The sequence below is a fragment of the Winogradskyella rapida genome (genome assembly GCF_042675845.1).
GTDB lineage: Bacteria > Bacteroidota > Bacteroidia > Flavobacteriales > Flavobacteriaceae > Winogradskyella > Winogradskyella rapida.
On the sequence record NZ_JBHTKM010000029.1, the window covers coordinates 1 to 1,417 of the forward strand.

Genomic DNA, 1,417 nt, shown 5'->3' on the forward strand with positions numbered 1-1,417 from the left:
GTGTTCTCGCCTACTTGCGAAAATTCCTGCGGAATTTTCACGGGTTCGTTAAAGTTTGCTAACTTAGTTGCCTAACCACGCAACTAACCATACACAAACACGTTACCCAACATTTGAGAAATGAGAACTGAAATTAAATATTTAGAACTGAAAAGTGGATTTTCGGATAATGGACCAGCTTGGATTGGAATGGTTTCTTTTTCAAAAAGCGGAAAGACAATCTACTTTGATGGAAAAGCATTTCAAAGTCTAAATGGAACAGGAATTTCAGCTAACTATTTTGACCTTGAAAGCGGAAATGAATATTGGATTTCAGGAGTTAAAAACGATATGTCTGACCGACACAAATTTGGAGGCGGAAAAATCTTTGTGGAAAAACGGATTTTAAGTGACTATCTGAATATAATTGGCAAATCGGAATTACCAAAGTCGGAATACGAATTAGTTGAAGTGAAAACGGAAAAACCAACGGAACGAATAAATGAATTGGAGAATAAAAAGTTGGAACCGACTGAATTCGGTACAGATTTATACTTTAAAGAACCAAACGAATTAAGTGATAGCGAAATTGAACACCTTATTGCGGAATTAATCATAGACGAAAAAAATATTGTATTTAATAAAGCTCGCAGAACGTATAAGAAAAAACGAATTGAGTTAGAAGCAGAACTTGAAAAACGCAATTAAAATCTATGGAAGTTATTAGTCAATTTATAATGAGAATATTAATAAAAATTCCTGGCGCTTTTATTCGTTGGATTTTTTATCGTCACTCTAAATCTTTCGGTGAGATTTTAACAAGTAATAGCATTTATAATTATTTTCTTAGTATTCTATTTATGGCTATTATAGTTTTCCTAATTGTGTTAAAAAATAAAAACGTTGGGTAACACCGTGTATAATTAATTGCTAGGTTCTAGCCTACTTGCGAAAATTCCTGCGGAATTTTCACGGGTTCGTAAATGTTTATTAACTTAGTTGCCTAACCACGCAACTAACCATAGACAAACACGTTAGCGCCAAGCAGACACATCAATCCACATCTAGGCATCTTAAAAGTCTGTAATGCTTATGCAGGATTCAAAACTCGCACGAATAACCAAATTGAGGAGTATTACGGAACAACAACGCAGGACTTACGGCTCCATGACACCTACTCTACTCACTGTTTCTATCCAATGTGATTCTATACCATCGATCAAGAAGCACGAAATTCAACCTGACCGATAAACTGGATGAATATAACAGAATATAAGCCTAAAACTAACGGCAATGCGATCTAGTCGAGCTGTTTAAAAATTAAATAAAGCCGGTCGCTAACATTGTGTATATTTAATTGCTTGGGTCTTGCTCATGTGGAAATTCCTGCGGAATTTCCCCGCGTTCGGTCAATTTTTGCTAAATTAGATCCTTAATC

Annotated in this window: 1 protein-coding gene; it reads left to right on the forward strand. The window is 35.1% G+C overall.

Annotated elements, in window-relative coordinates; translation table 11 throughout:
* Nucleotides 1–120 precede the first annotated feature (120 nt).
* A complete protein-coding gene (locus tag ACFQ13_RS05980) occupies nt 121–687 on the forward strand; it encodes a hypothetical protein (RefSeq protein WP_386115174.1) in 567 nt (188 codons plus the stop codon).
* Nucleotides 688–1,417: the final 730 nt, after the last annotated feature.

Excerpts from the sequence above, each read along its gene's own strand:
- ACFQ13_RS05980 (WP_386115174.1), top strand. The coding sequence starts at position 121 with ATGAGAACTGAAATTAAATATTTAGAACTGAAAAGTGGATTTTCGGAT.